At 38.9% G+C, this 25428-nt stretch carries 27 protein-coding genes and 1 tRNA gene; 6 read left to right on the top strand and 22 right to left on the bottom strand.

The genetic code is table 11. The annotated features are described in order from the left end of the window. Positions 1-227: 227 nt before the first annotated feature. The 11 genes from GB993_RS02420 to GB993_RS02370 all read right to left on the bottom strand — a co-directional run bounded on the left by GB993_RS02420 (position 228) and on the right by GB993_RS02370 (position 12112). Positions 228-1328: an AI-2E family transporter gene (locus GB993_RS02420; RefSeq protein WP_161002951.1), complete on the bottom strand. Its 1101-nt coding sequence runs from the start codon at positions 1326-1328 to the stop codon at positions 228-230. 29 nt (positions 1329-1357) lie between these two features. Next, on the bottom strand, positions 1358-1921 hold the full coding sequence (locus GB993_RS02415; RefSeq protein ID WP_161002950.1) for a DUF402 domain-containing protein: 564 nt from the start codon (positions 1919-1921) through the stop codon (positions 1358-1360). A gap of 132 nt (positions 1922-2053) precedes the next feature. Then, a complete protein-coding gene (gene glf, locus GB993_RS02410; protein WP_186337668.1) occupies positions 2054-3178 on the bottom strand; it encodes a UDP-galactopyranose mutase in 1125 nt (374 codons plus the stop codon). A 1-nt stretch (position 3179) separates the two neighbouring features. After that, the gene (locus GB993_RS02405; protein WP_161002949.1) at positions 3180-4136 is read right to left on the bottom strand and encodes a glycosyltransferase family 2 protein; all 957 of its coding nucleotides are present in this window, start codon (positions 4134-4136) and stop codon (positions 3180-3182) included. Between the two features lie 20 nt (positions 4137-4156). Then, the gene (locus GB993_RS02400; protein ID WP_161002948.1) at positions 4157-5125 is read right to left on the bottom strand and encodes a glycosyltransferase family 2 protein; all 969 of its coding nucleotides are present in this window, start codon (positions 5123-5125) and stop codon (positions 4157-4159) included. Next, positions 5091-7037, bottom strand: a complete 1947-nt coding sequence (locus GB993_RS02395; protein WP_161002947.1) for an HAD-IA family hydrolase — start codon at positions 7035-7037, stop codon at positions 5091-5093. Before GB993_RS02395 ends, GB993_RS02400 begins: the two co-directional genes overlap by 35 nt. Before the next feature lie 27 nt (positions 7038-7064). Further along, a complete protein-coding gene (locus tag GB993_RS02390; RefSeq protein ID WP_161002946.1) occupies positions 7065-7832 on the bottom strand; it encodes a DUF4422 domain-containing protein in 768 nt (255 codons plus the stop codon). After that, positions 7822-9219 (bottom strand): hypothetical protein, encoded by a 1398-nt coding sequence (locus GB993_RS02385; RefSeq protein ID WP_161002945.1) that lies wholly within the window; start codon positions 9217-9219, stop codon positions 7822-7824. Before GB993_RS02385 ends, GB993_RS02390 begins: the two co-directional genes overlap by 11 nt. A gap of 15 nt (positions 9220-9234) precedes the next feature. Next, positions 9235-9888, bottom strand: coding sequence for a hypothetical protein (locus GB993_RS02380; RefSeq protein WP_161002944.1), 654 nt, complete (start codon positions 9886-9888; stop codon positions 9235-9237). A 1-nt stretch (position 9889) separates the two neighbouring features. Continuing rightward, positions 9890-10528, bottom strand: a complete 639-nt coding sequence (locus GB993_RS02375; RefSeq protein WP_162854012.1) for a sugar transferase — start codon at positions 10526-10528, stop codon at positions 9890-9892. 147 nt (positions 10529-10675) lie between these two features. Continuing rightward, positions 10676-12112, bottom strand: coding sequence for a flippase (locus tag GB993_RS02370; RefSeq protein WP_161002943.1), 1437 nt, complete (start codon positions 12110-12112; stop codon positions 10676-10678). Positions 12113-12487: 375 nt separating this feature from the next. Here GB993_RS02370 and GB993_RS02365 point away from each other — a divergent pair, with 375 nt between their 5' ends. After that, complete coding sequence (locus tag GB993_RS02365) at positions 12488-12934, top strand: flavodoxin (RefSeq protein WP_161002942.1); 447 nt, start codon at positions 12488-12490, stop codon at positions 12932-12934. Positions 12935-13043: 109 nt separating this feature from the next. Beyond that, positions 13044-13403 (top strand): GtrA family protein, encoded by a 360-nt coding sequence (locus GB993_RS02360; RefSeq protein WP_284142823.1) that lies wholly within the window; start codon positions 13044-13046, stop codon positions 13401-13403. A gap of 19 nt (positions 13404-13422) precedes the next feature. Here GB993_RS02360 and GB993_RS02355 read toward each other — a convergent pair whose 3' ends face one another. The 3 genes from GB993_RS02355 to GB993_RS02345 all read right to left on the bottom strand — a co-directional run bounded on the left by GB993_RS02355 (position 13423) and on the right by GB993_RS02345 (position 15580). Next, entirely contained in the window at positions 13423-14289 is an 867-nt protein-coding gene (locus GB993_RS02355; RefSeq protein WP_161002940.1) for a YihY/virulence factor BrkB family protein, read from the bottom strand. A 109-nt stretch (positions 14290-14398) separates the two neighbouring features. Then, entirely contained in the window at positions 14399-14821 is a 423-nt protein-coding gene (locus GB993_RS02350; protein WP_161002939.1) for a GtrA family protein, read from the bottom strand. A gap of 126 nt (positions 14822-14947) precedes the next feature. Beyond that, on the bottom strand, positions 14948-15580 hold the full coding sequence (locus GB993_RS02345) for a DNA-3-methyladenine glycosylase (RefSeq protein ID WP_161002938.1): 633 nt from the start codon (positions 15578-15580) through the stop codon (positions 14948-14950). A gap of 151 nt (positions 15581-15731) precedes the next feature. On the opposite strand from GB993_RS02345, the gene GB993_RS02340 reads away from it, so the two are divergent. Next, complete coding sequence (locus GB993_RS02340; protein WP_161002937.1) at positions 15732-15932, top strand: hypothetical protein; 201 nt, start codon at positions 15732-15734, stop codon at positions 15930-15932. Between the two features lie 75 nt (positions 15933-16007). Here the strand turns inward: GB993_RS02340 and GB993_RS02335 are convergent, their stop codons facing one another. Then, positions 16008-16622 (bottom strand): MarR family winged helix-turn-helix transcriptional regulator, encoded by a 615-nt coding sequence (locus tag GB993_RS02335; RefSeq protein ID WP_161002936.1) that lies wholly within the window; start codon positions 16620-16622, stop codon positions 16008-16010. A 213-nt stretch (positions 16623-16835) separates the two neighbouring features. Here GB993_RS02335 and thiD point away from each other — a divergent pair, with 213 nt between their 5' ends. Together thiD and GB993_RS02325 are read left to right on the top strand one after the other, a co-directional pair. Further along, the gene (thiD, locus tag GB993_RS02330; protein WP_161002935.1) at positions 16836-17642 is read left to right on the top strand and encodes a bifunctional hydroxymethylpyrimidine kinase/phosphomethylpyrimidine kinase; all 807 of its coding nucleotides are present in this window, start codon (positions 16836-16838) and stop codon (positions 17640-17642) included. Between the two features lie 135 nt (positions 17643-17777). Next, on the top strand, positions 17778-19031 hold the full coding sequence (locus tag GB993_RS02325; RefSeq protein WP_161002934.1) for an ISL3 family transposase: 1254 nt from the start codon (positions 17778-17780) through the stop codon (positions 19029-19031). Between the two features lie 153 nt (positions 19032-19184). Here GB993_RS02325 and GB993_RS02320 read toward each other — a convergent pair whose 3' ends face one another. The 5 genes from GB993_RS02320 to GB993_RS02300 all read right to left on the bottom strand — a co-directional run bounded on the left by GB993_RS02320 (position 19185) and on the right by GB993_RS02300 (position 22418). Then, positions 19185-19475 (bottom strand): hypothetical protein, encoded by a 291-nt coding sequence (locus GB993_RS02320; RefSeq protein ID WP_161002933.1) that lies wholly within the window; start codon positions 19473-19475, stop codon positions 19185-19187. A gap of 30 nt (positions 19476-19505) precedes the next feature. Further along, positions 19506-19578: transfer RNA gene (locus tag GB993_RS02315), tRNA-Arg, on the bottom strand. Between the two features lie 46 nt (positions 19579-19624). Beyond that, positions 19625-20008: a tautomerase family protein gene (locus GB993_RS02310; RefSeq protein WP_161001105.1), complete on the bottom strand. Its 384-nt coding sequence runs from the start codon at positions 20006-20008 to the stop codon at positions 19625-19627. A 4-nt stretch (positions 20009-20012) separates the two neighbouring features. Beyond that, on the bottom strand, positions 20013-21404 hold the full coding sequence (locus tag GB993_RS02305) for a DEAD/DEAH box helicase (RefSeq protein WP_161002932.1): 1392 nt from the start codon (positions 21402-21404) through the stop codon (positions 20013-20015). Positions 21405-21419: 15 nt separating this feature from the next. After that, on the bottom strand, positions 21420-22418 hold the full coding sequence (locus tag GB993_RS02300) for a Gfo/Idh/MocA family protein (protein ID WP_161002931.1): 999 nt from the start codon (positions 22416-22418) through the stop codon (positions 21420-21422). 246 nt (positions 22419-22664) lie between these two features. Here GB993_RS02300 and GB993_RS02295 point away from each other — a divergent pair, with 246 nt between their 5' ends. Next, positions 22665-23069 (top strand): DUF4828 domain-containing protein, encoded by a 405-nt coding sequence (locus GB993_RS02295; RefSeq protein ID WP_017262734.1) that lies wholly within the window; start codon positions 22665-22667, stop codon positions 23067-23069. 70 nt (positions 23070-23139) lie between these two features. Here the strand turns inward: GB993_RS02295 and GB993_RS02290 are convergent, their stop codons facing one another. Together GB993_RS02290 and GB993_RS02285 are read right to left on the bottom strand one after the other, a co-directional pair. Then, positions 23140-24864 (bottom strand): CotH kinase family protein, encoded by a 1725-nt coding sequence (locus tag GB993_RS02290; RefSeq protein ID WP_161002930.1) that lies wholly within the window; start codon positions 24862-24864, stop codon positions 23140-23142. A gap of 141 nt (positions 24865-25005) precedes the next feature. Further along, positions 25006-25377, bottom strand: coding sequence for an ArpU family phage packaging/lysis transcriptional regulator (locus GB993_RS02285; protein ID WP_161002929.1), 372 nt, complete (start codon positions 25375-25377; stop codon positions 25006-25008). Positions 25378-25428 lie beyond the last annotated feature (51 nt).

The following is a 25428-nucleotide window of genomic DNA, read 5'->3' as shown; positions in this document are numbered from 1 at the left end:
TACTTAACTGGCAAACACCTTACCAAGTGATGCTGACTAATTTGTCAAAAAATTCGGATCAAATTTGCAATCTACCTTAAACTAAAATAGAAAATATTAATTTAGCATCAAAAAATTAGATAAAAACAACCAATATCTATGATTTTTCGTCCCAAGTCAGTCATTTCTGAGACGTCTCATTACGATAAGATTTATTACAGCACAGACTCTTAATTCGTGAAAAAGATTCAATCTCCGAGTTGAAAAATATTCCAAATATACTGAATTACTGTTCTTAATACCGCATAAAATGGAATTGCTAAAATCATTCCTGGAATACCTGCGATATGCCCCGCCGCCAGTAACAAAATAATGATTGTTAGTGGATGAATTTTAAGAGAACGTCCAATGATGTTTGGATAAATAATATTACCGTCTATTTGTTGCACAATAATAACAACTACAATAATCCAAATGATTTTGTTAGGCACCATTATCAATCCAACAATTAGCGCCGGTGTAATGCCAATGTATGGTCCCACATAAGGAATAATGTTGCACAACCCGGCAATAATGCCAAGCAACAATCCGAACGGTATTCCAATAGCTATATAACCAATGGATGTAAATACACCAACAAATAGACATTCAATAATTTGACCACTAATGTACTGAGAAATGGTATCGCCCATTTTATATAACAAATCAATGATTCTATCCTGTCGGCTGTTAGGCAAAAACTTTCTAATCGCAGGAATTAACTTTTCTCCATCGCGTAACATGTAGAAAAGAATAACTGGGACAGTGATGGCGGTAACTGTTACATCAGTGATTGTACCAATAACAGACCCTAAGCTACTGCTTAAGCTTCCAATGAAACTTTGCGCCCAACTTGATAAAGAACCTTCAAGTCCTTTTAAATAACCGGAAACATCACTATTCTTAAGGAAATTTGACCGAGATATATACTGAGTAATCACCTTCTGCGATTGTGTAGCAATATGTGGAACGCTCGTAACTAACTGGCTTATTTGTTTGGTGAGCTGTGGGATCAAAGATATGATGCCTAATGCAATAATGCCAATCAACAAAACTATTACTAAGAGTGCGGCCCAAGTCCTCGTGATTTTAAATCTTTTGTAGTGAACTTTCATAAATAATTTCACTATCGGATTTAGCATATAAAATAAAAAACCAGCCACCAAAATAGGCACAAAAACGGCCGAAATAAACGTTCCAATAGGCCTGAAAATAAAGTTTATCTTTGTACAAATCCAAATTATTAACACAACCGTCAGTATTTCAATCGACCAAAATAACAAACTCGAATGTTTAGCTTTATTTAGCATGAATTTACGTCACTTCCTTCTTGTTACGACTAGACAATATAATTATGGCCCTTTTGTTTTATTAGTTCTCTATATCTTCGATACCATAAATCAATATAGCCTTTTGAAAAGGGCCCTTTACCATTATTAATCCAATCCACTAAAACCTTGACGTTTTCTTTTAAGATAAGATCTAATTCGTCACTATAATGCCACTTATTGCTGTGTTCACCATACTCGTCAACATCCAATAATTTCTTCTCACCATTTGGAAATACTTTAACATCCAAATCATAATCAATGTATTTTATAGCTTCTCTATCTAGAGTGTACGGAGAAGCTAAATTACAATAGTACGAAACACCATTATTTCGAATCATTGCCACGATGTTAAACCAATAATGTTTATGAAAATAAACAATTGCAGGCTCTCGAGTCACCCAGCGCCGACCATCATCCTCTGTCACCAAAGTATGATCATTCACACCGATTAAAGCCTCATCACTGGTTTTTAAAATCATAGTGTCTCGCCAAGTACGATGCAAACTTCCATCATGCTTAAAGCTCTTAATTGCAACATATTCTCCTTCGTGTGGCACCTGGCCATTAATCATACTGTCACCCTTTCTACATATGGCGAATATAAAATCTAATAACAAGTATACAGTAAACACTGCAGGAGAAAAAAAGATTCTAAAAATAAAAAAAGCCCTGATTTTAGGGCTTTGGTTACGAATCATCAAAAACTAATCTTTAAATTCTTGACTAACTGCCTCTAGGGCAGCATGAATAACTTGATGCATATCATAATATCTGTACATTCCCAGACGCCCACCAAAAGTAACCTTAGGCTGGTTTTCAGCAAGTTTTCGGTACTCGGTATACAACTCATTATTTGCTTTATTGTTTACCGGATAGTAGGGCTCATCACCACGTTTCCAATTAGCAGGATATTCACGGGTAACGATTGTTTTACCTTTGTCACCCTTACCAAATTCAAAGTGTTTATGTTCAATAACACGGGTGTATGGTGTTTCAGAATCTGTATAATTGATCACTGCATTGCCTTGGAAATTATCAACGTTCATTTCTTCGGTTTCAAACTTCAATGAACGATATTGCAACTCACCAAGCTGGTAATCGAAAAATTCATCAATCATTCCAGTAAAGATAATTCTTGGATAATCTTTCAAATATTCTTCTTTATTATCAAAAAAGTCTACACCAGTTTCAACATCGATTAAATCACTGGCCAGCATTTTCTCAACAATTTGTGTGTACCCACCAATCGGAATGCCCTGATATATATCGTTGAAATAATTGTTATCAAATGTATATCGAACAGGCAGTCGTCGAATAATAAAAGCAGGAAGTTCAGTTGCTTTTTGCCCCCATTGTTTTTCGGTATAACCCTTTATCAGTTTGGTATAAATGTCTGTACCAATCAATGAAATTGCTTGTTCTTCTAGGTTTCTAGGCTCTGAGTCTGATAAATTGGCTGCAGCCTTTTGCTCCTCAATTTTTGCTTTCGCTTCGGCCGGTGTTGTAACACCCCAAAGCTCTGAAAAAGTGTTCATATTAAATGGCAGATTATACAATTCACCCTTGTAGTTGGCTACAGGCGAATTTGTGTAACGATTAAACTCAGCAAACTGTTGAATATAATTCCAAATTTCTTTGTTTGAAGTATGAAAAATATGTGCGCCATACTGATGAACTTGAATGCCATCTTGTTCTTTTGTGTAGATATTACCCGCAATGTGATCTCTTTTTTCAATCACCTTAACGTGTTTCCCTCGCTTAGCGGCTTCATAAGCAAAAGTGGCCCCAAAAAGACCTGACCCAACAATCAAATAATCATAATTTACCAACTTAGTGTCCTCCATTACTTTTTTGTTTAGATGATCCAGGCAAGTAGTGCCTGGATAAACCACCCTTACCAGATAACCCTGCGATATAGGCTCGTACATAGGCTTTAATCAAATACCAGCGGTTACCAGAATACGCATTGCCACAAATCTTAATCATCAATCTCGGGAACCAATAAATAAGATATAACGTCGTAATAACACGATTCTTACCATGCTTTTTCAATAAAAAAATAGTGTTTCTAACATCATAGAAGGAACGCCAATCCCTAACGTATTTCGTATGAATGTCAATTGATGGAATAGCCGTCTTATGAATCAAAACTGCTTTGTTAACATTGATAATCTTAGAGTATTCTCGAATTCTCATTGAATATTCTACATCATCCCACCAGATAAAAAACTTTGATTCTGGTAGACCAATTTTTTTAATGAGATCAATATTTATCAAGCAACCACAAAAAGTAAACCAATCAATGTTTAGTTCATCTTGATTTTGAAAATCCTCTACCGAACGACCCCGTCGACGCAACCAATAAGGATTGTAAACATTTCCTCGTTGATCATTTTGAATTCGACCATCTTCTAACTTAACAGTTCCAGAAAACGCTTTGACATCTGGATGCGCAATAACTGAATTGTCAATGTTTTCAAAGTAATTATTGTTAAATATTGCATCATCATCAGACAAGGAAACCCAGTCAATATTCAAATTACGAGCAATCTTCACACCTTCATGAAAACCGCCGGCGCCACCAACGTTTTCCGGTAAGAATTGATAAATGAGTTTTGAATTTTTCAAAATCCCCGATTCATCCAGCATTGCCTTTGTTCCATCAGTAGAATGATTATCAATTAAAATTATATAATCTGGCGCTACCGTTTGGTTTAAAAGACTGTTTATCGCTTCCAGTAATAATTTCTTTCGATTAAAGGTAACTATAATAGATCCATATTTCATTAAATTACTCCAAACTCATATTATTTCGGCAGATAACGATTGTTTTTTCCTAGTTTGTGCCTAAATGCATCTCTAAACGCATCCACATATACGCGTAAAACATGTCTTCTATAACCTGTAAACCTCTTCATCGGAACTGTTGCAATCTTTCCGGACATCCAAGCAACCAAAAAAAGTGTACTCAAAAATTTGTTTTTCCCATGTTTTTGAACCATAACAACACGATTTCGAAGTCCGTAATACTCCCGCCAATCCGGCTGATATGCCTCCCTGAATGCAACAGAAGAAATACCGGTTTTATGGACGATAGTGGCATCACTCACATTTATTATTTTCGAATGCTGCCGAATTCTCAAGGAATATTCAAAATCATCAACCCAAATAAAGAAATCAGATTCGGGCAAACCAATCTTTTCAATCATAGATTTTTTTACGACCAGTCCAACAAATGAAGAAACGTCGTAATTGAAATTATCAACATACTCAGAAGTGGCTACTGGTATCGGTGCCAATGTGTTCCAATCTCTAACACGTCGACGATGTGTGAAATCGATATCCATATTTTCAAATCTAACAGTGCCGGACAAAGCCGCTATGTCTCTGTTTTTTTCGGCATAATTAGAAAGCTGTTGGAAATAATGGCTTTCAAAAATTGCATCATCATCAGATAACGAAATCCAGTCACACTCATACTTTAAAGCGTCTTTAATTGCAGCAGCGAAACCGCCAGAACCGCCAATATTCTCTGGTAATCTATGATATTCAATCGATTGATCAACAAAGTCAAAATGGCTACGCAAATATGTTTCCGTGCCGTCGCTGGAATGATTGTCTAATATTACAATTTGTTGAGGCTTGTTGGTTTGCTGAAGAAGACTTTCAACAGCCTCGGTTAACAGTAACTTTCGATTATAAGTAACAATAACACTCACATAATTGATATTAAAAGCCTCCTCAATTCTTATGTCGTAAACGCTTAACCAAATCATACGACCATCTATAAGGTAAAGGTAATTTAAACAGACGCCTTAAAAATCCTATTTTCCATCTAGAAGCTGAAAGATCCCTTTTAAACCGATTCGGTTGTTTGATATAGGTTCCTACTGAAAGTGGTGCTGCTAGTGGAACAAAACTGTGATCAAAGAATTCAAAATCTGCAAACAATTCGATGTCTTTGGCAGAAGGATTAGTCCCAATTCGATGGAAAGGTCTAAATGCCTGTTTTCCGTCCAAATTAATTATTTCAGCAACTTTTGAATCGCGCAGCTTTTCAAGTAAGAATATTGCACCCGCCTGAATTTGCTCAACTTTTTCACGTTCCACCTTATGACCCGTGCCTTCATACTCGTAGTCGAAAAGTTCTGGGACAACTTTCTTATTTTCTAATCGATAAGATTTTGTTGACCCTTCCCCTGAGAAAAACATCATTTCTATCAAACCCTGCATAGAAGTGGTTAGGTCAACATCATTCGAATTATTCAATTGATCAAAAACATAGGCCTTACCTTTTATCCCGAATTTTTTTGCGGCGGAGACCAATCCGAAATAAAAGCCTGTGATGTCAACATCAATATTCATATCAGTTAATTCCTTGGTCAGAAAATGCTGCATTGATCCCTTCCAACCAATATCTACGATTGCAACCTTGCCATTAAAATTGGCATCAACCAAATACTTCTTAAAAAGCTTCAATTTATCATTAGCATTTTGCCACATATCCAACTTGACCGCTTCAAACAGTTTTAAGTAAACATCCCGCTTTTTAAAATCTGCTTGAGCTACGCTTTCGTTTAGATCAACATTGTTCTTAAGCAAAAAGCTATTGTAATCGGAAGCTTGCAAATTAATAGCACTAAAAAAAGTTTGCACCGAAAAAAACGGAGGTAAATCGAGAACATCTAACACATCATTCAAATTTTTTGTTTGACTTAAGTAAGGAACTTTTACACTTTGTCGTGAAACATGTATGTAGTGCGTTTCATAATTCTTTTCAAAATTCATTTTGGAAAATGCTCGTTCCATAATGAATCCATCACGGGAAAGAAAAAAGACCTTTTTAATGCCTTTTTCTTCTAAATTTTTATTAAGCCATTTTGTAAAACCAAAAAGCAGTTGTCCAAACGTTTCAAAACCGAAAGAAAAATAAGGGTTCTCTGAAATCTCATCACACCGATTATTGATGAAAGCAGTGATGAAGCTCTCATCCAAATTTGGCTGTAGTAATGATCGATTGGAAATTTGTCGATCATACTTCGAAATTTGAACCGCCTTTATTCCCGCACGTTTTGCTCCCCATACATCGGCCTTAATTGAATCTCCGACATGAATCCATTTTTCTGTATCAATTCCATCTGCATGGGCAATAGCTTTAAAAAGTTGCCCTGATAACTTATCAGAACCAACCTCATTTGACACAAACAAATTTTCAAAGCATCTATATCCGGCATTCTTTAAAATCTGCTTGATAACCTTAGCAGGTAAATACATATCTGAGATAATAAGAATCCTTTTCCCAGCCTTTTGACAGCGATCATAAATTTCATGTAATTTGTCATTAGAACGACAAAGTTCAAGCTCTAAATCAATCTCTTCTTGAGCTAATTTGCGTGCATTATCTTCACTAGACGTTAAGTATGCATAAATGTCTGTCAAATCTGCTCTGGCACCTTTTGCAGCCACTGCAGCCGACTCAGCCTTAATTCTTCTGTTGGCAAAATCCTCGATGCCATTCCTTCGTTCTAGAAGTTTAAAAACATCTGTAGGATTCGAAATATCACGTTTTATGAGTGTATCAAAAATATCAAAAGAAACTATTTGATATGATTGAATACTTTTCCACAAATAATCGACATTTACGGTTGGATATGCCTGTAGAAAATACTTTAAGCGTTGCTTAATCACTCAAGTCACTCCTTCTTGTTTTATCCGCTAATTAGAAAAGTTGGGTTTGAATTTCCTTTTAAGAAAGGAAAAGCCCTTGACCAACCAATTCTGTTTTTCCATGTACACAAAATCAACTTCCTTGTACCTGATATCTAAGGTATCTAACCAAACATCGAGCAGTAGTTCACTAATGAATCCGTAAATTCTGCTTTCGTAGTTGTCATAATTGCTGGTATCAACTTGTTCTTCAACCTTGCCTAAAATATCAAAAAGCCAAGTACAATAGTCATTAAACAAGCTTTTTTTCATTATGAACATGTTAAACATATGCGCTGACGTTTTGGACATTACATGATCAAACGCGGACAAATATGCTGGATAATCACGCTCAATAATTTCACGAGTTTTATCCAACGGTTCAGAATGATGTGAATGAACATAGTGAGAGTAATTTGACTCTATATAATATTTCCGTTCTTTGGGTAAGATCACATCAACATTTTTTAAAATCTCTTCAATCTCAGATTTTGTCAGTACGCTGTCTAGGTCCTTTTTGTGGTTCAAACTCATATAACGCCGATAGTGGTCTAATCCAATAACATCTGCATCAAGATTTTTCCAAGCCCAATACAACGCTGTTAGTTCATTGTAAGAAGAATTTTTTAAGGAGATGTTATCTCCAGTATTGTCTCCCTGAAAATCATGGTTTACATCCGGATGAATCGATTTACCAACAAAAATTGGCAAATAGACCTCACGATCTTTGGGCATCATATAATTTTTATGTGTTGCAACTAAAACCTTAATATTCATTTGCCAGAGACTCCTCGCTTGAAAGCTGATTTTCTGCGATGTTTAAAACAGAAACATAAAAGAAGAAAGAAATAAGCATATAATATTCACTCCAAGAAAATACTAACAGTGCTAATACAAAATACATTATTAGAAAAATTTCAAAAGCGTCTATTAAAGTGAGAAACAGTGCCCTGTCGTTAATGTGCGATGCGCGTAAACGTGCCTTAAGTGTCAAAGCTAGCTTTATTCTTTTCCAAATATAAAAAAGTACTGGACCAACAATGGCCAAGCCATACTGAGCAAGCCACCCACCCCAAACACTAAGAATCGGATACGAATTTTTTGAATAAACCGTTAAATACTCTGGATTATTACGTGTCCGCCACGGAACATACTGCATTAAATAAGAACCGGCCCAATCATTTCCAACACCAATAACCGGATTGTGAATAAATGTAAGAATCAAACCTATAGTTCCACCACGACGATTATCTGTCCCACCTTTCTGAAGCAGATATTGATTCAACAAATTCGTAACACTCGGCACAGTTAAATAGGACACGAAAATTCCAATACCTATTACTACAGCAACAATTGCATAAACAATACGATCCGCAGCCCCTGATTTCCAAAATAAAGTCAAACATGCTATCCCAATAACAAGAAAGCCGGTTGTTGTCTTCGCAAAAAACAGAACAACGAAAAGCCAAACAAGAGCCAAAAAGTACCATCCGCGTGATTTAACAACAGCATTTTGAAAGTAGTCAAAATGGTTTGTAATCGCCGCAATCGTCATCGGTAAAAATACACACGCAATTTGGGCAGCCAAATAACCAGCTTCCGCCTCGAAACCATTTAAACGTCCCATAGTAGTAACGTAACTACCATTATCATACCAATTTCTAAACTTCCAACGTTTTTCAAAAAGGCTTGCGACCAAATTAACCCAGCTGTGCAGACCATTGTTTGACAAAGATGCGATGAGTTGTGGCAACAAAACAAACAAGCTGAAAACAATTAGTGTCAGAAAGATTGCTCTGATAAATCGCTTAACGGCTACCATATCCGTGATTGTGGCTCGTACACAAAAATAAGCAACAAGTATTGTTAAAAAAAGCCCTATGACGTTTAGTGTTCCGTGTAAAATCCCCGCATCTTGCTTAGAATCGCCATAACGCAAATAACTAATCAAAATTGCAGTTAGTTGGGCTAGAAAAGCAAAAACTGTAAACAAAAAAGCCTTTCTAGTAACAAATTGCTCTTCAAGCTGTGCGCCATGATCCACAACGGCTTGATAAGCAATAATCACTAAAAAGGCGAGGATGGGAAACTCGGCCACAGTTGTGGGTAATGAGTATGTGTAAGTTTTGACAAACAAACTTATTGGTATCAACAAACCTGACATTTTCCCTAACTCCTGCTATTCTTTTTCTTTTCCAATTTTAAGCTTCTTGTTCGCAAATAAATCATAAGTAAACATAACAAAAGCGCCTAAAACAGCCCCGAGAGCGAACCCAAAAGCAACAAACTTTTTCTTGCTAATTGAATTATTGACAGTAATTGGATTGTCCTGAGCAGGTGCTAACTTCTTGATAGCAACGTCCATTCCAATATACTTTGGCAGCTCTTTAGCAGCAACATCAACAGCTGTGTTGGCCATCTTCTTAGCTACAGCCGCCGAGTTAGCCTCAGCATGTGCTTTAATAAAAGTAGTCCCCGGCGTAACTACATAGTTTAATTGACCAGGTAAAGACTGCTGATTATACGTGTACCCTTTGACATTTTGCATTTTGTCATTAATACGATTCGTTACTGAATGGTCTGTCAGTAAATTTGAATATGTATCCATCATAGCAATATTACCCTGAATTGCGGAAGAAGAAAATTTTGAACTGACATTTCGATAAATAAAAAAACTTCGCTGCGCATCAAACGTCAAACTGTTCTTATGCCCTGCGTATAAATAAGCACCGCCTGAAAATACAGCACCAAATATAACAATAACTAAAATATTTAAATAAAAAGATTGCCATAACTGGCGAGCTGAATAACGATTGTTCAATTTAATTTCCACCTTAATAGGCCCCATCTGAGGTCACAATATGAAGAATGTTTTTGAAAAATATTCTTGTATCAAATAATAATCCAGCATTCTTAACATAAGAAAGCTCAAGATCACATCGTTCTGGATAACCAATATTTGACCTGCCACTTGCTTGCCATAATCCCATTGCCCCAGGTCTGACTGACAAAAAGACATCAACTTTGTCGCCATACTCTGCCAATTCCTCGCGGACAACTGGTCTTGGTCCCACAATACTCATCTCGCCACGCAAGATATTTATAAACTGAGGTAGTTCATCCACTGACGTACGTCTAAGCCATCTGCCAAATCTGGTCACCCTTGGATCTTCATCTGGGGGCAGTTTGTAGTTATTATCAATATATTTCTGATATAGTTCAGCATTGTTGTGCAACTTTTGATCAGCATTAACAACCATAGATCTAAATTTTAAAATATAGAAATCTTGATTGTCCTGCCCGACTCTTTTTTGCTTAAAAATAACCGGCCCCTTGTTCTCTGAATCAAACTGATAAACAAGAAAAACAACTAAAAAAATGGGGCTTAGCAAAACTAAAGCAACACATGACAAGACTACATCTAGAAACCTCTTTGTAATGAGGTAAAACCTCGACTTTGATTTTGTTTTCATATTCTGTAAGATTCAACCCTTTGTCTATTAGCATGTTGCCTAGCACGAATAATAGGATAGCATTATTCATTTTACCAAGCAAGCCGGCCAAAAATGAGAAAGCAAAGCTTAATTGAAATATCGCATTTTATTGCTGAAAATGATTTATTATCCTTTACGCTTATTTATTTGTGTTCGAATAATCGAGCGTACATCGTCAATTATCTTGGCTCTCGTAAACATCAATCCAATAGTGTAAATTATGGCCCCCGCCATAACTTCAACAATAATATGAATCGGATCCATAGACCAACGTTTTACCATTGCAAACACTATTAGATACATAATAAGTCCGCTAACAAAATACTTCCATTGACCGAAAAACATCTTTCTTAAATCTAAAGAGTCACGCACTATATAAATCTGATAAACCGTAACCACTAGCTCAGAAAGGACCGCCGCATAAGCGGCACCGACAGGCCCCGCCCAGATGATTAAAGGAATATTTAAAAAGATGTTTACAACCGCACCAAGTGAGACAGAAGTTGTGAGATCTTTCATTCTCTGAACTGGCATTAAATATTGTTTGCCTGTAACGGTACTCCAAGCAATCAAAAGTATTATTGGAGCTTCCGTGACGATAACTGGACCACTTGCAACATAACGACTCCCAAAAAACCAAGGCGCAAACTTGCCACCCACAGCCATTAGTCCAAACATTAATGGAACGGAAATAGAAGTCACAAAGTTCATGTTGCGATACAAACTGTTATGAACCCCTTTAATATCTCCCTTAGCAAACTTCGCAGCAACATGGGGCAACATAACTGTCCCAGTAGCTGTCACCACCGCAAGAACGGTATGCACAATGTTATCGGCAAATGTAAAGTACGACGTAGCCTTCACAGAATCAAACTGAGTCAGCATTGTGCGGTTAACTACCGCGTATATTTGAACTGCAATGTTGGGTAAAAACAAAACAAGCGACGGCTTAAAATGCTTCCATACCTGCAATGATTTTAGAGATACTCGTTCCACCGAATGTCTCAAATATGGCCACAGTGTTAACCCTCCTAATAATTGAGAAGCACCTTGAATGATAGTGTAAATTGCTAAATCGCTAGGTTTTTTAACAAAAATAAAAATCAAAATAACACAAACAACTTTAACCAAGGTGTTTCTAAAAACAGTTTTTCCGAAATCTTCCAGGCCCATAAAATACCAAGAAATATCAATGCCACTAGCAATCAGCCATAAAATTTGCAATAACTGGATAGTTAAATACTGTCGATCAAAAGCAGTAAATGCAAAAAAAACTAGTAGAGCCGAAGTAGTAGTAATTAGTTGTAGAATTTCGATTTCCCAAAAAATTCGTGAACGAGCTTGTTTGTCGTCCTTGTGATACGCTATTTCTCGATTTCCATATAATGTAATTCCAAGATCACCGATTAAGACAAAATATTGAATAATGGAATAAGTGTAGTTATAAACACCGTTTCCATACGGCTGCAACACACGTGATACATATGGTTGAGTAATAAGTGGGATAAGTAGCAAGAGCACTTGATATGAGGCGTTATACAATAAATTTCTAATAGTTCTCAACTGTTCTTGCCTCCCTTTTTACGTTTAACCCGTTAATGCTATCATGAAATGACCAAAAAAAAAACAACTCTCTTAATTTCATGCCGTCATGCTAAGTCCTTATTAAAGATTCCAATCCAATCCGTTATAACCAAATATGCCAGGTGCTTAATCACTTTCATGTTTTTCAGTGCTCAACACAATTTTATTAATTTAAAGTTATATCGAATCTCCCACTGTCTTATTTCAATTTCAGAAAAATTCGATCATTTGTGCCATCATTTCTTAAAGATGGACAAACAAGCATAAATCACAATCTTTGCAAAAGTTTTCCTCTATGTTAGTTCATGTTATAATCCCATAAAAGCAATTTTTACTTCGGAGGAAATTTTCAAAATGAATGCACATGTTGTATACGCAACTATTACAGGCAACAACGAAGATGTAGCTGACATCATAACTGAGGCATTTGAAGAATTAAATATCCCAGCCAAGGAATCAGAAATTTCTCAAACAGATGTCGATGACTTCGCCAAAGCTGATATTTTGGTCATCGTTCCTTATACATACGATGAGGGCGCACTTCCAGAAGAAGGACTTGACTTTTTTGATGATCTTTCAGACATAAAACTTCGGGGAAAGATTTTTGGAGTTGCTGGGTCTGGTGACGTTTTTTATGGCGATGATTATGGTGTCGCCGTTGATCGATTTAATGATCAAATGTTAAAAACTGGGGCAAAGATGGGAGCAAATCCGTTAAAAATAAACCTAAGTCCAGACGCTGACGATATCAAGAAACTTGACCAGTTTGTAAAGGAAATAGTTACCTCAGCCAAAGCTTAATCTAAAAAGTAAAACTTTATTGACCATCCCAACAAAGTTTAAAAAGGAATTGAACTATTTATATGATTAGATGGATTAATAAGCACCAAGCTCTAATTGAATACGCCGTATGGGGAACCTGTGCTTTTTGATCAATCTGTCTGTCTTTACTGTATTGGACGTCTGGACCCCCATGAACTATCAACTGGCTAATACAATTGGCTGGCTTTTAGCGACAACTTTTGCTTTCCTTACAAATAAGATGTGGGTATTTGCCACTCATGCAGATAATTTTAAGGAATTATTTCATGAAATGTGGTCATTTTATTTTTTTAGGGCTGTCACATTATTGATGGATATAGTCATTCTTTTTGTGGGTATTACTCTGTTTAAGGGCAACGACATTATTGTCAAGCTTATAGATCAATGTATCACCAATGTTGCAAACTACTTTTTTTCTCGTTGGTATATCTTTAAAACCGTTAAATAAGCGTCTCTCCATCGAATGCTTATTTTTTTTGCCATATTTTGGTCAACCAATGCAACGACTGACGACTTTCAATTATGTCGCCGCCGAAATATTCTTGTATGGTCGCATTCAAAACTGATCCCGTCAAAATAACAATTCCCGAAAAATCCAACCACATCATAATCACGATAACCGAACCTACTGTTTTATAAGTAGTCACAGACTTGGCGAAATAATCAACGTACAACGAAAAAAGTTGAGACAACAATAACCACACTACTGTCGATGCTAAAGCTCCCACCCATACATACCGCCATTTTAAATGTGCGTTCGGTAAAAAATAATACAGTAGCAAAAGCAGTATAAATAGAAGTCCTAATGTCACAGGCCATTTCAATGAACTCACAACATTAGTAATATTGCGACTTAAATGAAGTAAAGGTGTTAACTGTTTTACAACAACCTGGCCTAAGGTGAAGAACAGAATAATCACCGCCATAATCACGATAACTAAAATCATCCACATAAAAGAAAATAAACGGTTCGCAATGGCATTTTGATTTTCCCCAACGCCATAGGCCTGATTAACTGTACGTTGAAAGGCTGCGACCACTTGACTGGTAGACCATAAAGCCACGACAGCCCCAATAGAAAGTAAACTTCCGCTTCCCCGCTGAAGAAAGGACAAAATTGCTGGCGCTAGGGTTTTATACACATCCGCTGGCACTGCCGTTTGTAAATAATCTAAGACCGTTCGCGCGTCAATACCAAAAATAGGCAATAAATTCCCAATTACAATCACTGCAGGAAAGATTGACAATAGTGAATACCACGCCAATATTACCGCTGAGTTGCTAACTTCAGCATTGCCAAATCGGCGCAAAAAAATTTTAAAGAAACGTTTCATTGTTAACCCCTGTTCACACTTTAAGTCGATTTATCCTTGTCTAATTAAACCACATTGTCGTTCAAAACAAAAAAAGCATGTCCGTCGAGGACATGCTTTAAAAGCTATACTAGTCAAAATCATTTGTTTTAAAAATGTACCACTTACTAAAGAAGTAGTTTGAAACAATCACAATAACTTGATCAATGATTTTCACTAAAATATTATTGCCATGTAACAATGTAATCCCTACGAACAGAATGACCACTTCAAAAAGCAGTGTTAATATTCGAAAACCAAAAAAGGAAGTTATTTCCCTCATGTTTTCACGAAAACCCTTTGCATGCGATGAGAAAACCCATAGCTTATTTGTAATGTAAGCAACGAGAACTGACAGCAACCAAGCTAAAATGTTTGCCACCTGATAATTCCAATGCCACCAACTATTAGCAACTGCGAAAACAACTATGTTTATTACCGTTGTAACGCCACCAAAAAAAAGATAGGCAATCTGAGACTGATACTTTTTAAATAACTTTACTAAAGTCGCCATTTAGAGAATTCCAACTTCCTTATTTAATCAACTAACATAACAATTTACGACTTTGACGGCAACGTGTCGACCCTTCATAAGTAAAACTTAGGTATTTATTATTTTAGATGTCGTTATCGCAACCAACTAGTCCTCCGTCCAACCGTGATTATCCCAATTCATTTCTCTCTTCTTCATCCCCGAGACAAAAGGATTTCCCTCGACATAAAACCGAAGCTGTCGGTCGTGCCATTCCCCTTCACTGACGCCAACCCGAGCAGCACTCACAATTTGCTGCGGTTGATACTGGCCACTAACGCTCAAGCTAAAGGGAGACTGACTCAGTAACATGTCATTGTACTGCAACGTGTCTATCCCCATCGCCGCTGTTAACTTAGCAGGACCGTTGGCAACATCAATGCCCGTTCTATGACGATTTTGTTCCATCAATCTTGTGCCAACGGTTGGTTCGAGCGCCCGCAGTAAAACTCCTTGTGGTGTACCCGACGGCTGACAGATAAGATTCATAAGGATTAGCCCACGCATTGTATAAAAATACAGCGTACCAGGATCTGAAAACAAGGCTGCATTAGCCTTGCTCTTTCGATGGCCGAAAGCATGCGCAGCTGTATCTTGATCGCCCAAATAAGCTTCGGTCTCGACGATAACACCACCAACTACACCATCGTCCATTTTTCGCGTCAATGTGACCCCCAGTAAATCCTTGGCAATTTGTTCTGTTGGCCGTCCTGAAAAGAAATCCGCTGTTAATTCTTTCATTAAATTGTTTGCTCCATTATAAAATCATTTATTCTCTAAGAAATGAAACCGTTTTTTCTTAGAATTCCGTTTTCTATTCATTAATATGATACAACATAGGTGGGTTCAGTGTTTGTCACACTATGTCATCATTATACAAGGGGGATTTATCATGCAACGCGATGATTCACTTATTGTTTGGATTTCTGGCAGTGTTTTACCACTTATCATTTTGATTGGCCTATTGTATGGACTGATTGCTGGGCAAGTCGTCACGGGGTTGGTTGTTGGCATTATTGCCGGTCTTCTCTTGGCGGGCGTCTCATTCATTTCATTTGCAATGCTGGAGGACGTTTTTGCACCGAAAGCATAGGATCCGCAATTATATATGTAAAAAGAGTGGTTACTGAAAAATAATATCAGTAACCACTCTTTTGCGTTTGTTAAACTAACGCCAGAAACCGTTCGTCATGCCCATGTCTGAGTTATCGTGATGTTGACGATTGAACCCCTGACCACGAGAATCAAAACCATTGCGGCCATTAAATGAACGACGGCCAAAGTGGCCTGCAGGACCAGCGAATGAGCCAAATTCAGGCTCCGGCGCGTCATCCATATCTGCCAACTTATCTTTTAGCGAACCATCAAGTTTGGCCAACAACTGTTGTAACTGTTGTGTCTCCTCATCAGTCAGGCCATCGAATAAGCCTGTCAGATAATCATCCGTTGTCTGCTTGCGTTCCACTAAGCGTTTACGTCCTACCTCAGTGAGAACGACGTGCGTAATTCGTTTGTCGTTTTCGTCAGTATGCCGTTCAATCAATCCCCCATCAGAAAGCTTACTCAGCATTTCTGATAAAGAAGATGGACGAATGTCCAGCAACTCAGCTAGTTCACTCTGTGTGACATTATCATGATCCGCGATCAGTTGTAACAATCGGCCACGACCAAATCCATGGTGCCGGCCGTGCTCTTGACCACGGGTCGCAAACCCATACCGCTGCATCTGTTTTGTTAAATCCATAAATGTTCTAAACAATTCATCGTTTTTTTCAGTATTCATAATTTTCCTCCAAAGATTGTTAGTTAGGTACCTAACATCGACTATTATATAGGTACCTAAATATTTGTCAACACTTTCGATCTAATTAGGCAAACATAGACAAAAATGAAAATTTGTCCACCTCACACAAAAACTGATTAAAAAGACTGTCGCAGTTGATTTGGATTGTGCTACGCTATCACCAACACCAATTGAAAAGCGAGGTTTTATGAAATGGCAAATGAATTTCCACAAGTTGTCACCATTGCCGGTTCTGATTCCGATGGCAGTGCTGGTTTACAGGCAGACTTAAACACATTCTTCACCCGCAACGTTTACGGCATGTCCATCGTCACAGCATGTGTCGCTGGCAACTCGTATGGCATTCAGGCATCCACATCAATGCCGACCGACTTCATTAACCAACAATTTACATCCTTAGCAGATGACTTTGATTTAAAGGCCGCCAAAACAGGCATGTTGGCCGATGCCGAATTGATTAATAACGTTGTGACCAATTACAAAAGTGTCGATTTTGGACCGCTAGTCGTGGATCCCGTTATCGTCACTAAACACGGCGCAATGTTGCTAGAAACGGCTGCGTTTGAAACGTTACGCGAACAGCTAGTTCCCTTAGCAACAGTGATTACACCAAATTTTTTTGAGGCGCAAAAGTTGGTTGATATGGTCATTGAAACAGATGAAGACATGTTAACCGCGGCTAAAAAATTGCAAACAATGGGTGCTAAAAACGTCATGATCAAGGGACAACATAGTGATGCTAATCAAACAGAAGTCCGTGATCTAGTCCTTCTTGAGAATGACGAACACTTCTGGCTCAGCGCACCTTACATTCATACAGACCGTGTTAACGGCACGGGTGACTCGTTATCTGCATGCATTACTGCCGAATTGGCTAAGGGTAAATCCGTTAAGGAAGCCATTACGATTGCCAAACAATATGTTAATGTCTCGATTGCTAACCAAATTGAAGTTGGTCACAAATATGGCCCAATCAACCACTGGGCTTACACGGATTAATGTGGCTCTACACTTTTGAGTGTTGATAGAGAAATCTATCAACGCTCTTTTTAGTTCTAATGAAATGCAAAAAGGACACCTAAGTCCTCATGTTACAATCAAGTCGACGAAAACCAATTGAAAGAAGAGAATTAGATGTCCCATAACGATTGTACACGTCGAACACTTGGAATCACAGACGCAAATATTACTTTTGATCCAGAAAACTTTAATCACTATGAACGGCACGGTGCCATTAAGGTCCTGGTTTACGAAGGAAAACTGACTTATCAGGTCAGTCGTTGTCCGCAGTGTGGCTATGAAAATAAGTTAGTCCATAACGGCACTAAATTAGTTGAGTTAAAGATGCCTTGCATCAATAACTATGTGACTATTTTACGATTACACAAACAACGCTTTTATTGTCGTAACTGTCACGCCTCTTTTATGGCCCATACACCAGTCATGCATAAACATTGTTCAATCGCTGATGTCACCAAAAAAATGATCAAACAATGGTGTTTGGAAGATGTTAGTGAAAAGGAAATTGCGCAACAGATTAACATTTCACCCAGTAGCGTTAATCGATGTATTAACCGTATTTCAGCTCACTGTGTGCGCTTCTCACAACCATTACCGCGTCATATCTGCTTTGATGAATTCCGATCTATCGGGTCTCGCATGAGCTTTATTTGTATCGACGGTGACTCGCACCAATTGTTAGAACTATTACCAGATCGTTTAATTAAGACAATCAAGCGTTTCTTCAATGGCTTTGATCTTAATAATCGTAAACGCGTCACTTCGGTGGTCATGGATCTCAATGCCAACTATGGTCGCATTATTCATGGTTTGTTTCCCAATGCCAAAATTGTCATCGACCGTTTTCACTTGGTTCAAATGCTAGGCCGGTCATTGGACGATACACGTGTTAAAGTTGGCAAACAGTTACCAACTAAAAGCCGTGAACGACACGTCTTAAAGAGCCAATGGAAGGTACTTAAGAAACCAGCTGATAAACTGGATGAAGTACACCGCAAATACCGTTATCGACTACATGAATATCTCTCTGACTTTGAAGTTATTGATATCTGCCTGAGCACCAGTCCTAAACTGAAACATGACTGGTTAGCGTATCAGGCCTTCTTAACGGCCATGCAGAACCGTAACGAACACGATTTTGAAGTTTGTCTAGGACAGTATAATTCTGCAGGCACTGCGATGGATCAAACCGTGAAAACATTCAAGAAGAATTTGCGAGACATCAAGCACAGCCTTGAGACCAATTTATCCAATGGACCTTTAGAAGGCACCAATCGTAAAATCAAACAAATTAAGCGTACCGCCTGTGGCTATCATAATCTGAACCATTACTTTAACCGAATTTGGCTTGAAGTGACGCATCATTAGAACCAAAGAAAAAGGAATTGAACCCTAAGATTCAACTCCTTTCAATAGCTCCATCAACACTCATTGACAGAGAGCCATTAATGTTTGAGTCCTAGCAGTCAAAAGACGAGCATCCTGAAATCATTGAAGATTTCAGGATGCTCGTCTTTTATGTCATAAAAGCTTAACGAACGCGTCTTTGGCCTTTGAACTAGCCATTAATAATACAGGAAAATCCGTCTCATTCCACTCGAAGCGGGGCTCTGACCGGACAAATTCGATGATGCCAGCCTGCATCCCCTTCAGCATTAAACTTACTAACTCTTTACTGTTGAAGTTCGGCTCGCCCATTTTTGCCACATAGGCGATGGACCGTGCTTTATCGTTCTTAAGCACCTTTTTGGCCTTACCATTGCGCTCAATTGCATCAACTAAATAGTCCACGATTGTGTCATTATCTGCCATTTCTGCATTACTCCAATAAGATAAGATGAATGTCCCCACCCAGACTCGAACTGGGAGCAGCCGCTTAGGAGGCGGCGGTTTTATCCAGTTAAACTATAGGGACAGATGAAACGATTCATCTTAATGGATGAACCGTTTTTTAGTATACACTAATTTAAAAACTGTGCGGCACCATTTCCGAATGACCAGTCAGGACTGCCATTTTCTGAGATGACCACCATTACATCGTTTGGCTCGATACCAGCACTGCTTTGAAGTTCTTTAACGAGGTCTTCATAGAATGTTCGTTTCTGCGTTTCAGTCCGACCGCCACGCATGGTGATTTGAATCATCACGAACTTGTCTGTTCTGTCGATGCCAAACCCGGTATCCTCAATTTCCATTTCTTCTGGATCATGTTGCGTCACAATTTGGTAGCGATCCCGCGCAGGAACACCAAAATCTTGGACTAAGATTTTATGTTCTGCATCTAAAATGGCCTTCAATTCTGATTTACTACGGCCTCGTTGGAGGTCAACTCGTACTAATGGCATAACGTTATTTTCCTTCCTGATTCTTCAGTTGATGTTTGTGCCGCATTCCTTTGTTCTTCGAATGCTTTTTATGCGTATGTGGTTTCTTCGAAGCTGCCTGTACTTTAGCCGAGTCACTCTTCTTAGCTGAATGGCTCGTAGCCGTCTTGGCACGTTGAGGCTTTGGTTTTGCCGTAGTGCTATCAGTACCGCTGGTACTACCAAGCTTTTCACCACTACGCACTTTAGCTTTACTGCCTTGCTCAGGACGGGCTGTCTTTTTTGCAACACTGCCAACAGACTCTCCACGTTGTGGTCGTTCATCGACAAACGCATTATTAGCAAAGTACAGTGGCTGAAGTTGGTAATCACTCCCCCGCAACACCTGCTTTAAGCTACGAATATCATGATCATTCCCAAAGTTAATGACAAGACCACTAGCACCCATTCGCCCAGTCCGGCCAACACGGTGCGTATACGTAACCAGTGAACCGGGCAGATCGTAATTGATGACTGCTGGCAGATTTGGAATATCCAGTCCCCTAGCTGCAACATCGGTCGTCAACAGAAACTTAACTTTGCCATTACGAAAATCACGCATCGCATCAGCACGTTGTACTTGCCGTTGCTTACCGGCTAAAGAAACTGCCGCCACATGTTCATGCCGCATTGAAGCGGCTGCCCGTTCCAATTCACCTAACTGATTGAAAAACACCAGTGCCTGAAATCCTGGAATGCGGGAAAAGCGGCGTAACATCACCGCCCGTTGATTAGCTGGTAAAGTCATCAGACCGTGCTTAACTTGTCCCTGGGTTTCATCGATATCACGGACATCAACGGTGGTCACTTCAATACCGAATTCGCTAGTTAGCTGATCGAGTGCTTCTGATTTAGTAGCTGAGAAAAAGCTCAACTGCACGTCACCGGGTGCTTCGCGAATAATGTCTTCCACATCGGTACGTGTTTCACCAGCCAATAACTCATCTGCTTCATCAATTACAATGCTGGTGAGCAAATGAGCCTTCAGTCGGTGATCATCCAACAAGTTGAGTACTCGACCAGGTGTGCCGACGACAACTTCTGGATTTTTCTTCAAACGTTCAATCTGCCGTTTGACATTAGCCCCACCGGTTAAGGCAGCGACGTTCACCCCAATAATGTCTGCCCAATCGCGGACAACACGGGTCGTTTGCTGGGCTAGTTCCTGGCTGGGTGCCAAAATCAACAATTGTGTCCCATCACCAGGCAGCAGTTTTGCCAACAGTGGTAATGCAAATGCGACTGTTTTTCCTGATCCGGTTGGTGCCAAACCGACCACATTCTCGCCATTGGTCAGCGGTGTTTCAACACCAGTTTGAATAGCAGTTGGTTTTGTATAGCCCAACTCACTAAAATGTGTTTCAAATTCTTTGTTCATCTATAATACTCGTTTCTATTTATTGTCGGCTGGAAAGACAATGCTAGCCTTGCGACGCATGTCAAACAGTACGCTGTTAACAATTTCACTCAAATGGAGCCATGTCTGATAATGACGGACATTGTCTGGATTCTTAGGATCGTTAATCACGGTCGCAAAATCTTTTGCTTCAGCAATCATCGGATTATCGTCAGGTTCTTCAGAAATCCGCTTCGTCGAACCATCAGCTGCATGGTAAATAACAGAAGTCAATTCAGCCGCATTATCCATCACAATCGTGTCTTTAACGCCATAAATCTCTGATGGTAGGTATGAATTCGTATTTTTACCAATGTTCAGGGTGACGTCAAAGCCATCATAACCTAATACAGCGACCCCTTTACCATCTGCACCAGTGCGTAATGGCGTGGCGTAGTAGTGAACCCGATTAGGCTTGCCGAACCAAGTAACAGCGTCATACACAACGTAGACACCGAGATCCTGTAGGGCACCACCACTGAATGTTGTCGTGAAGACATTTGGATCCTTGCCTGCCAGATATTCATCGTAACGTGATGAATACTTCATATAGGTCAAGGTCGCCCCACTAATGGTTTCCATGCTGGCTAACTGTTTACGAATTGCACGGAAATTATGCTCGTGAATGTGACGTGCTGCTTCAAACACGTGAATTTCAGGATGCTTGGCTAACTCGGCCTTCATCTGTGCAAATTCGTCTGGGTTGGAAACAATCGGCTTTTCTACAATAATCTGTTTGCCTGCATCAATTGCTTGCATCGTTTGGGCAAAATGCAAACTGTTCGGTGAAGCAATGTAAACAACGTCAAAATCACCATCGTTAAAAAACTTGTCCAAATCTGTGTAAACTTGACCACCGTTCTTGTCGGCAAACGTTTTACCGCTTTCTTCGTGGCGTGAGTAAACACTTGTCAGTTCATATTCTTTGCTGGCCGCAGCGGCCTCAACAAATTGCTGCGTAATCCAGTTCGTGCCAATGATTCCTAGTTTTAACATGCTATAGAACCTCCGTCGAAATGAATTTTTTAATCCGTTACCAGACGATTTAAGAAAATTTTCCATCACCTGTTAATACATCTAGTTTACCAATTTTATGACGAAGTTTCAGTAATCAAGTCAGATTGGTTGCAGGAATATTTTAATTCCGTTACGCCAATGGTTTGGATAAGGAAACAGCGTGAAATCGTGCTATATTAATACTTGTAAGTTAACTGGCAAAAGAGAGAAAGCGAGGATGCATTTGTGTCGTTAAAGCGGAATATTTTATTATTTGGCGTGTCACTGGCCGCCGGATTATCAAGCACATTTACCCGTTCAGGTAAAAAGCATACTGATAATCAATCATCATTACCAATGTTGTTTTCTGGTACCTGGAAATATTCCGACCATAACGACCATCGCATCCACAGAATTCAAATCAATCCAGATTTAACGCTGCACATCGATGGCCGTAAGGAAAATGCGACGGTTGAAAGTATTACGGCACAAGAGTTGGTCTATCTTGATGGCTTTGGCTATCATTTAAGAATTCATGCCAATGAACAACAACCCGTTTCTTTGTATGACGAGGCCGATAACGCTACTTATACATTGGTTAGCGTACATACGACGAAACCTGCCACTACTGAGAAAACGATAGCTGAATAAAATACCAAAAGGGTATAACCACGTACACACGTAGTTATATCCTTTTAATTTACTACTCAAAAGAATTCAATTAATCACCACTTACATAATCACCGAGTTTACGATCAAAGTTTAATTGTGGTTGTGTTAATGTGGCGTGTCCGTTCTTGGCAAAGTTAAATTCGTACTGAACCCAAGCAGTTCCATTAGGCACTTTAATTCCCTCTGCCTTCAGAAGCTGTGAAAATCCCAGAAGCGATTTATCTGCATAAACCGTCACATTGCTGATTTCATGCTGATTACTATCCCTAAAACGCACAGAAATTGCAATTAAGTCGTCGTTTGCCAAAGGGGTATTACTCTTAACTAATACCTTACCCGCAAATGAAACATATGGCGTGTTATTTGGATCAGTAATACCTATCTGTTTGCTCTCGGCATGAGCCCAATCAGCTGTAGTCGCATTCGTTCTCCAAAAGCTCATGCCAAAACTCCCAGCATTAACTGACTCAGTAAATGAAGAACGATAAAAATTACCATAAATTCCCCAATCATCAAGATTAAATTTAAAATCAGAGTTTTTAACAAAGTTGGGTGTAACCTGTGTCTTGCCACCACCAAAGTGTCGTTCAATCTGATCATCAATCATGTTCAATCGCCGATGCATATCATACTGCAACTGTGACATCCCCGTCAGCTTTTCACTGGGCAAATCAGGCCATGTCTTCAAATCATTTTCATAATTTGGTTCGCCAACTGATTGTATAAACTGCTTAATGTGATTAATAACATTGTCCCCACGCAGTACCGTTTGACGCAACTCACGATAACGTTTGTAGACAAGGTCCTGGTTAGCCGCAAACGCCTTATATAACAACTGATTACCTTGGAAATCGAATAGATCTTGATCAATCGGTTGCAATGACTTACCATCCCATTGTAATTGCCAACTCGTGTCCAAATCATATGGAACCATGGTCCAGTGAGTGCCGTCGTAAGTGACGTACATCGCATTCTTAACTTCCATATCCGTGTCATCGATGACATTGGCAAAGATACCGAAATCAATAACCGATTCAATGTTAATATACTCATCCTGGTGGGCACGAAAATCGAAAATTGAAGAATTATGGGCAAATTTCATCAGATTTTCAAAACTAGTTTTCAATGGATCAGATAGCGCGTCAGGAAATTCTACACTGAAATCACTATTATCAAACTTGGCAGTATCAGTTTTGAAAGCTGTTGTGTCGTTAAATTGAGCCGCTTCCACGGCCGCATGATTCTTATTGTCTTTTGACATGTTTAACAGGGTACCGTTTTTCCCCGTGTTAAATGTATATACGCCATTAAATTTGTCATTGATCCACAAACGAATTGGGAATCCCTGAATCTCGCCAAAGTTAATCGCCTGTGCTAGTTCATCATTAACATGCTGACGTGTCGCAGTCATGTCCGCAAACAATGCGGCATTCGTAATGTTACGAGCATGCGTGATGTCCATATAATTGGCCTTCAGGTTAAAGTCGCTGTTTTCGGCCCAATCTGCTAACGGTTTAAACTTAAGCTTTGTCTTGCATGCCTCATCCTCGTATGCCTTAAACTTGTAACTCTTTTTGTCCCAACGTAACGAACCATCCCCTTGCCACTTAATCTTGGCAAAGCCACTAATATCACGATCATCGTTCAATTTAAAATCAAACGACAAGTTCTTGTATACTTCATGACTCATTCCGGTCAAATCACCGGTAAGATGTAATTCAGGTAACGTCTTCACTGACGTTGCCAACTGACTTGTATCAACTGTGTTATCCATAAGATAATCACTCCTTCATTTATTTTTTGGTACAAGTCTATTCAAACATACGTTCGCATTTTGGAAGTCCGAAGCTTTTATCATTTAAATCCCAGTTCGCCCTCGCAAAAGTCGCATACAAAAACTCCTCCATTAGTTCAGCTAGTTCGCCAGTACACCAAGTAGATAAGCGAACTCATACTCGGCTGTGCGTTTAACACGGAAGTATTGCGAACGACTATAGTATGTGTTTAGTTCTGCGTAAACATCCGTTTTCTGCGATAAATAACGATAATAAATAATCCGTCGTTCCATCACCGTTAATTGATTAAACATCTGTGCATAGTGATCCCAATGGGAAGTTTCTGGCGACATTGCCGTTAAACTCACTCCCATGATTGAATACTCTTCGTTAACGTTAATTCTCCGTGTTCCGGAACGTTTAATATTCTCAAGAATAAACTGCTCACTTTGTTGTTTAATTCGTTGTCGTGTCAAACTAAAATCGACATTTATTTCAATAAGTCGTTTCATATCATCCAGCCTTTCTTACTCAATAGAATAAAATAATCGTGCTTTAATTAC

This window comes from Furfurilactobacillus milii, assembly GCF_009864005.1.
Lineage (GTDB): Bacteria > Bacillota > Bacilli > Lactobacillales > Lactobacillaceae > Furfurilactobacillus > Furfurilactobacillus rossiae_B.
The sequence above is the reverse complement of the archived record's forward strand: the minus strand, read 5'-3'. Positions and strand labels throughout refer to the sequence as shown.